This is a genomic window from Rhodococcus sp. P4_F5 (assembly GCF_056401315.1).
The window spans coordinates 21205-28374 of the sequence record NZ_JBFUJP010000065.1 but is presented as its reverse complement, the minus strand read 5'-3'; the positions used below and the strand labels follow the sequence as shown (position 1 = coordinate 28374).

Sequence of the window (7170 nt, the reverse complement as noted above, 5' to 3'; positions counted from 1 at the left end):
GCGTGGGAAACCCCGCGCCGCGCCCGTTTCGTGACGGATGTCCGCTGGCTAGACGCTCGCCACGCCCTCGGCGAGGAACCGCCTGCCGTTCACGGCCTCCGAGGTGCCGGTGCGGTCCAGGTACGGGGTGATGCCGCCGTTCCAGAATCCGAACCCGCCGCCCAGGATCAGACAGAGGTCGATGTCCTCGGCCGCCGCGACGACGCCCTCGTCGAGCATGATCGCGATCTCCTCGGCGAAGGCGCGACGCGTCCGCTCGAGCACCTCCTCGGCGGTGGAGACCTTGTCGCCCTGCGGCCAGAGCGCGGCCACCTCGGGGTCGACGGCCTGGCCCTCGGGGCCCCAGGTCCACACGCCGGGCTTGCGCGCCTCGACGAGCGCCTCGAGGCCGGGGGAGGACTTGAACCGCTCCGGGTACGACGCCTGCAGCGTCTCGCCGGTGTGCAGCGCGACCGCCGGGCCGACGAGGGCGAGCAGGGTGAACGGGCTCATCGGCATGCCGAGCTCGGCGATCGCGTTGTCCGCGACGTCGAACGGGGTGCCCTCGTCCACCGCGGACATGACCTCGCCCAGGGTGCGGGTGACGAGGCGGTTGAACACGAAGCCCGCCTTGTCGCCGCACAGCACCGCGGACTTGCGCAGCGACTTGGCGGTGGCGAATGCCGTCGCCAGGGTCGCGTCGTCGGTCTTCTCGCCGCGGATGATCTCGAGCAGCGGCAGCACCGCGACCGGGTTGAAGAAGTGGAAGCCCACGACCCGCTCCGGGTGCTCGAGGTCGGACGCCATCTCGGTGATCGACAGCGAAGAGGTGTTGGTCGCCAGGATGGTTTCGGGGGCGATGTGCTCCTCGAGCTCGGCGAACACCTTCTTCTTGACGTCCATGTTCTCGAAGACGGCCTCGATGACGAAGTCGGTCTTGGCGAACGCGGCCTTGTCCAGCGAACCGGAGACCAGGGCCTTGAGCCGGTTCGCGGCGTCGGGGGACAGCCGGCCCTTGCCGTGGAGCTTGTCGATCTCGGCGTGCACGTAGCCCACGCCCTTGTCGATGCGCTCCTGGTCGATGTCCGTGAGGATCACCGGCACCTTGAGCTGCTTGACGAACAGCAGCGCGAGCTGGCTGGCCATCAGGCCGGCACCGACGATGCCGACGCCGGAGACCTTGCGCGCCAACGACTTGTCCGGCGCGCCGGCGGGACGCTTGGCCCGCCTGTTCACCAGGTCGAAGGCGTACAGGCCGGCGCGCAGCTCGTCGGTCATGAGCAGGTCCGCGAGCGCCTCGTCCTCGGCCGCGAAGCCGGCGTCGAGGGACGCGGGGTCGGTGAGGTCCACGCCGCGCGCGAGCTCGAGCAGTGCGACCGTGCGGACCGCGCCGGGCGCGTTGTTCTTGGTCTTGCCCTCGACGATGGCCTTGGCGCGGGCGATGGCCTCGTCCCAGCCGGCGCCGCGGTCGATCTCGGGGCGGGCGGGGGTGACGGTGCCCGCGAGCACCTGCGACGCCCAGGCGAGGGACTGCTCGACGAAGTCGGCGGAGCCGAGCACGACGTCGGCGATGCCGAGCTCGAGCGCCTTCTTCGAGTTGATGACCTTGCCGTTGTTGAGCGGGTTCTCGACCGCCACTGTGACGGCGTTCGACGGCCCGATCAGGTTGGGCAGCAACTGCGTTCCGCCCCAGCCGGGAACCAGGCCCAGCATCGCCTCGGGCAGGCCGAGGGCGCCGACGTTGTCGGCGAAGGTGCGGTAGTGGCAGTGCAGCCCCACCTCGAGGCCGCCGCCGAGGGCGACGCCGTTGACGAACGCGAAGGTGGGCACCGAGGACTCACGCAGGCGACGGAACACCTTGTGGCCCAGTCGTCCCAGTTCGAGGCCCTGCTCGCGCGAGGTGATGGACGGCACGCCCTTGAGGTCCGCGCCCGCGGCGAAGATGAACGGCTTGCCGGTCACCGCGATGGCCGCCGGGTTCGCGGCGAACGCCTCGTCGATCGCCTTGTCGAAGGCGAGCAGGCCGGCGGGGCCGAAGGAGTTCGGCTTGGTGTGGTCGAAGCCGTTGTCGAGGGTGATCAGCGCGACCGGGCCCTCGATGCCGGGGACCGAGATGATCTTGGTGAACGCGTTCGTCACGACCTCGTCGGCGAAAGCGGTTGCGATGTCAGTCATTACGCGACTCCGGCTTCGTAATCGGCATGGTTCGGGTTCTCCCAGATGACGGTGCCGCCCATGCCGAGACCGATGCACATGGTGGTCAGGCCGTAACGGACGTCCGGGTTCTGGGCGAACTGGTGCGAGAGCTGCGTCATCAGGCGGACTCCGGAGGACGCGAGCGGGTGGCCGCACGCGATGGCGCCGCCCCACTGGTTGACCCGCGGGTCGTCGTCCGCGATGCCGAAGTGCTCGAGGAAGGCGAGCACCTGCACGGCGAACGCCTCGTTGATCTCGAACAGGCCGATGTCCTCGATCTTCAGACCGGTGCGGGCCAGCAGCTTCTCGGTCGCGGGGACCGGGCCGATGCCCATCACGGCGGGGTCGACGCCCTGGTAGGCGAAGCCGACCATCCGCATGCCGACCGGCAGGCCGAGTTCGCGGGCGGTGTCCTCGCCGGCGAGGATCGCCGCGGTGGCACCGTCGTTGAGGCCGGCGGCGTTGCCGGCGGTGATCCGGCCGGCCGGGCGGAACGGCGTCTTGAGCTTGGCGAGGTCCTCGACCGTCGTGCCGGGGCGCGGCGGCTCGTCCTCGGTGGCCAGGCCCCAGCCCGCGGTGGAGCGGGTGGCGACGGGCACCAGGGTGTCGGCGATGAAGCCGGCCTTCTTGGCGGCCTCGTACTTGTTCTGCGACGCGACGGCGTAGGCGTCGGTGCGCTCCTTGGTGATGGTCGGGAACCGGTCGTGCAGGTTCTCGGCGGTGTTGCCCATCACCAGGGCGCTCGGGTCGACGAGCTTGTCGGCCAGGAACCGCGGGTTCGGGTCGGCGCCCTCGCCCATCGGGTGGCGGCCCATGTGCTCGACGCCGCCGGCGACGACCACGTCGTACTGGCCGAAGCCGATGCCGGACGCGGTGGTGGTGACGGCGGTCATCGCGCCGGCGCACATGCGGTCGATGGCGAAGCCCGGCACGGTCTCCGGCAGCCCGGCGAGGATCGCGGCGGTGCGGCCGATGGTCAGGCCCTGGTCGCCGGTCTGCGTGGTGGCGGCGACGGCGACCTCGTCGATCCGCTCGGGCGGCAGCTGGGGGTTGCGGCGGAGCAGTTCGCGGATCGCCTTGACGACCAGGTCGTCGGCGCGGGTGTCGGCGTACATGCCCTTCGGTCCGGCCTTGCCGAACGGGGTACGGATGCCGTCGACGAAGACGACACTTCGCGGTGATGTGGATGCAGCCACGCTGGATTCCTCCTGGCGGGAGTGGAGCGGTCTGCCGAGCTTTGGCCCGGCAGACTCCACTCTAGCGCTAATTACCCGCCGGTAACATAGCGGCCGCCTCGGTCGCGGAAACCCGGCGCGACCGCCCCGCTCAGTCGGCCGTGGCCGTGGCGGTGGACAGGGCCGCGGCCAGCACCGGCACGGTGAGCTGGCGCTGCCACGGGCGCGCACCGCCCGCGACGAGGACGGCGTCCACCCGGGCCTCGGCCGCCTCGGCGGGTCCGGGGGTCCAGTCCCAGACCAGCCTGCGGACCAGGTCCGGCGTCAGCAGGTTCTCCACCGGCACCCGTACCCGCTCGCTGAGCTCGGTCATCGCGGCCCGTTCGGCGGTCAGTCGGTCGGCCGCCTCGGGGTTGCGGCGCTGCCACTTGCTCACCGGCGGCGGGCCGGTGAACGGCTGCGCGAGGGGAGGCAGTTCGTCGTCGGGCAGCGCGCGGGCCCGGTCGAGCGCCTGCAGCCAGGTCTTGGACATCCGGCGCTGGCGGGGTCCGCCGAAGATCGGCAGGGCCCGCAGCGCGTCGACGGTCCTCGGGTCGGCGCCCGCGGCGTCGACGATCGCCTTGTCCGGCAGCACCCGTCCCGGGGCGATGTCGCGGGAGCTCGCCATCTCGTCGCGGGTGGTCCACAACTCGCGGACCGCGACCAGTTGGCGCTGGGTCTTGAGCGAGTGGATCCCCGAGGTGCGGCGCCAGCGGTCCGGCTTGGGCTTCGGCGGACCGGCCAGCCGAATGTGCTCGAATTCCTGTGCGGCCCACTCGGTCTTGCCCTGCGACTCGAGTTCCGCGGCCATCGCCTCGTGTAGTTCCAGCAGCACCTCGACGTCGAGCGCGGCGTAGTTCAGCCAGGAGTCGGGCAGCGGCCTCGAGGACCAGTCGGCGGCGCCGTGGCCCTTCTGCAGGCCCAGTCCCAGGGTGCGTTCGACGATCGCGGCCAGCCCGACGCGCTCGAAGCCGGCCAGCCGGCCCGCGAGCTCGGTGTCGTAGAGCGCAGCGGGGCGCAGTCCCAGCTCGTCGAGGCCGGGCAGGTCCTGGTCGGCCGAGTGCAGTACCCACTCGAGGGGGTTGATCACGTCGGCGAGCGCGTCCATCGCGCCGGTCAGGGGGATCGGGTCGATCAGGATGGTGCCGGCGCCGGCGCGTCGGAACTGCAGCAGGTACGCACGGGCCGAGTAGCGGAAGCCGGACGCGCGTTCCGCGTCGACGGCGAGGGGGCCGGTGCCGTCGGCGAGCGCCCGCACGGCGTCGGCGAGCAGTCGCGGGGAGTCGACGACGTCGGGCACTCCGTCGGCTGGGGCGAGGAGCGGCACCGCGGTGCGCTCGGATTCCTGGTCGCTGGCCTCTGACATGACCGTGACCTTACGACCCGCGGCGGCCCCGGTCGCGCATCCGGTGCCCGACGCGGCCAGTCTCCGTGCTCCCGGAGATCCGTAATAAGGTAGAACGTAATTCGAACCCCGGCCGGTGTGACCGAAAGCCGGTGTGACCGAAAGGCAGTGGAGCGTGCTGACACTCGCGAACGTCGCCCCCGTCGGCGAACCACCGTCCGGCTCGATGGTGGATCTGCCGGGCCGCGGCAGTACGTACGTCACCGACACCGGTGCGCCCGGCGGCGGCGCGTCGCCGAGGCCGACGCTGGTCCTGCTGCACGCCCTGGCCTGCACCGGCGCGCTCACCTGGTACCCGGCGATCCCGCGACTCGCGGAACGGTACCGGGTGGTGACCCTCGACCAGCGCTGGCACGGACGCGGGATCCGGTCCGAGCGGTTCACCCTCGAGGACTGCGCCGACGACGTCGCCGCGCTGGCCGACGCGCTCGGGCTCGAGCGCGTCGTGCCGGTCGGCTACTCGATGGGGACCCTCGTCGCCCAGTTGACCTGGCGCAGGCACCGGGACCGCGTGGCCGGCCTGGTGCTGTGCGCCGGGACCACTGGGTTCCGGCGTGCGCCCCGCGAACGGATCGCGCTCAACGCCTGGATGGGGACGCTCCGCCCCGGCGCCGGCCGCCCGCCCGGGCCGGAGCGGCCGGACGGGCTGGACCGGACGGACGGGCAGGACCGGACGGACGGGCAGGACCGGGCCTGGGCACTGCGTCAGTTCCGGTCCACCAGCGCGGGTGCGGTCGGGCGGGCCACCGCGGAGATCGGCAAGTTCGACTCCAGCGGGTGGATCGCCGACGTGGACGTGCCGACCGCCGTCGTGGTGACCGGGACCGACCTGGTCATCCCGGCGCGCAGGCAGCGCTGGATGGCCCGGCAGATCGGCGGGGCGTCGACCTACGAGGTGGACGCCGGGCACGCCTCCTGTGTGCTCGAGTCCGAGGCGTTCATTTCGGGTTTGCTGCCCGCGTGCGTTTCCGTGTCTTCGCGCGTGCGGCCTTGACCAGTTCCTCGAGTGCGGGGCCGAACGCGTCCGCGAGGTCCCACAGTTGGGGCGCGAGCTCCCGGCAGGACACCAGGCCCACGTTGAGCTTGCCGTCCATCGACATCACGGTGACGTTGAGGCCGGCGCCGTGGAAGATCGGCCCGAGCGGGTACATCGCCGAGATCCGGGCGCCGAGGAAGTACAGCGGGACCGGTGGCCCCGGCACGTTGGAGACCACCAGGTTGTGCACCACGGGGTGGTGTTCGGCGAGCTTGAGGTTGGAGTAGACCCGCATCGCGCCACCGAACGCGGCGGGCGCGGCGAACTGGGACCAGTCCTGCAGCAGGCTGGCGCCGAGCGAGGCGTTGTGCGACTTGACCATCGTGTTGTGCACGTTGGTCTCGTTCAGCCGCTCGACGGGATCGGCGATCTGCGTGCCCAGTTGGGTGAACATCCCGGAGATCTGGTTGGTGCCGGGCCGGTCGGAGGTGTCGTGCACGGAGACCGGCACCATCGCCACCAGCGAGGAGTCGGGCAGCTCGTCGCGGTCGGCGAGGTAGCGGCGCAGCGCGCCCGCGACCGTGGCTATCACCACGTCGTTGACCTTGACCCCGAAGGCGTCCTTGACCAGCTTCACCTTGCCGAGGTCGAGCTGCGAGTAGGCGATGTTGCGGTGCCCCGTGATCGCGCCGTTGAGCGAGGTGCGCGGCGCGGTGAACGGCGCGGGCATGGCCTCGCCGCGGCGCGCCCGCCGGATCCACCTGGGCAGCAGCGCCACCCCGCTCGGCAGCACCTTCGCCATCTTCAGGGGCCGGCCGGCGAAGCCGATCAGGCCGCTGACGGCCAGGTCCAGGGTGTTCGCCCGGCCCAGTTGGGGCTGGTCGGGGGCCGGCTCGGGCCGCGGCGCGTCCGGGGTGAGCCCGCACAGCTGCGCCATCATGCTCGCGCCGGTGACGCCGTCCACGTTGGCGTGGTGCATCTTCGACATGATCGCCACCGAGCCGTCGTCGAGGCCCTCGATCACCCACATCTCCCACAGCGGGATGGTCCGGTCCATCTGCTGGCTGGCGATGTGGCCGCAGAGGTCCGCGAGCTCCGCCCGGCCGCCGGGCGCGGGCACCGCGACCCGGTGCACGTGCCGGTCGATGTCGAACTGCGTGTCCTCCACCCACGCCGGGTGGTCGAGGTTCAGGGCGGAGTCGAAGAGCTTGCGACGGAAGCCGGGCATGGACCGCACCCGCGCCGTCAGCTCGGTCTTGAAGGCGGGGAAGTTGTAGCCGCCGGGGACGGTCGAGACGTCGAGGACGATCAGTCCGCAGACGTGGAGCAGCTGAGAGGGCGTTTCGAGGTAGAGGAACGTGGAATCCAGACCGCTTAGTCTCTCCATGGCGGCAATCGTA

Annotated in this window: 5 protein-coding genes; 1 reads left to right on the top strand and 4 read right to left on the bottom strand. The window is 71.5% G+C overall.

Features of this window, described 5'->3' with window-relative positions; genetic code table 11:
* Nucleotides 1-48: 48 nt before the first annotated feature.
* From AC1DU4_RS20805 to AC1DU4_RS20795, 3 genes are all read right to left on the bottom strand, one after another.
* Nucleotides 49-2154, bottom strand: a complete 2106-nt coding sequence (locus AC1DU4_RS20805) for a 3-hydroxyacyl-CoA dehydrogenase NAD-binding domain-containing protein (RefSeq protein ID WP_477843042.1) — start codon at nt 2152-2154, stop codon at nt 49-51.
* Nucleotides 2154-3371 carry a thiolase family protein gene (locus tag AC1DU4_RS20800; RefSeq protein ID WP_477843040.1) on the bottom strand — a complete coding sequence of 406 codons (1218 nt, stop codon included), beginning with the start codon at nt 3369-3371 and terminating at the stop codon, nt 2154-2156. Before AC1DU4_RS20800 ends, AC1DU4_RS20805 begins: the two co-directional genes overlap by 1 nt.
* Nucleotides 3372-3501: 130 nt before the next feature.
* Complete coding sequence (locus AC1DU4_RS20795; RefSeq protein WP_477843038.1) at nt 3502-4755, bottom strand: HRDC domain-containing protein; 1254 nt, start codon at nt 4753-4755, stop codon at nt 3502-3504.
* A 154-nt stretch (nt 4756-4909) separates the two neighbouring features.
* On the opposite strand from AC1DU4_RS20795, the gene AC1DU4_RS20790 reads away from it, so the two are divergent.
* Complete coding sequence (locus AC1DU4_RS20790) at nt 4910-5788, top strand: alpha/beta fold hydrolase (protein ID WP_477843036.1); 879 nt, start codon at nt 4910-4912, stop codon at nt 5786-5788.
* Here AC1DU4_RS20790 and AC1DU4_RS20785 read toward each other — a convergent pair.
* Nucleotides 5733-7157 (bottom strand): WS/DGAT/MGAT family O-acyltransferase, encoded by a 1425-nt coding sequence (locus AC1DU4_RS20785; RefSeq protein ID WP_477843034.1) that lies wholly within the window; start codon nt 7155-7157, stop codon nt 5733-5735. The two genes, AC1DU4_RS20790 and AC1DU4_RS20785, sit on opposite strands and share 56 nt — an antisense overlap.
* Between the last annotated feature and the right edge of the window lie 13 nt (nt 7158-7170).

Coding starts and splice junctions, on each gene's coding strand:
- AC1DU4_RS20805 (WP_477843042.1), bottom strand. CDS start 2,154: ATGACTGACATCGCAACCGCTTTCGCCGACGAGGTCGTGACGAACGCG.
- AC1DU4_RS20795 (WP_477843038.1), bottom strand. CDS start 4,755: ATGTCAGAGGCCAGCGACCAGGAATCCGAGCGCACCGCGGTGCCGCTC.
- AC1DU4_RS20785 (WP_477843034.1), bottom strand. CDS start 7,157: ATGGAGAGACTAAGCGGTCTGGATTCCACGTTCCTCTACCTCGAAACG.